Here is a 273-nt window from a genome sequence, read left to right as displayed (position 1 = left end):
CAGCTCAAACGCTCTTTAACAAGTTAACCAAGTAATTCGTGTGGGCGCTGGCCGAGGTATTTCGGATACGAAATATCAGGACAGTGACTCGTCGAAAATTGAGTTTTGTCTTGAGCAAGAATTAAGAACTTACGGGTTCTTGTATGATTTAAACTGAAGAGTTTGATCATGGCTCAGATTGAACGCTGGCGGCAGGCTTAACACATGCAAGTCGAGCGGTAACAGGGGGTGCTTGCACCCCGCTGACGAGCGGCGGACGGGTGAGTAATGCTT

General features: G+C 48.0%; 1 rRNA gene. It reads left to right on the top strand.

The window, feature by feature from the left end:
- Positions 1-150: 150 nt before the first annotated feature.
- Positions 151-273 (top strand): 16S ribosomal RNA (locus H3Z84_RS15675); the annotation flags it as partial.

Source organism: Marinobacter sp. bablab_jr003 (genome assembly GCF_016464245.1).
GTDB lineage: Bacteria > Pseudomonadota > Gammaproteobacteria > Pseudomonadales > Oleiphilaceae > Marinobacter > Marinobacter vinifirmus.
The sequence above is the reverse complement of the archived record's forward strand: the minus strand, read 5'-3'. Positions and strand labels throughout refer to the sequence as shown.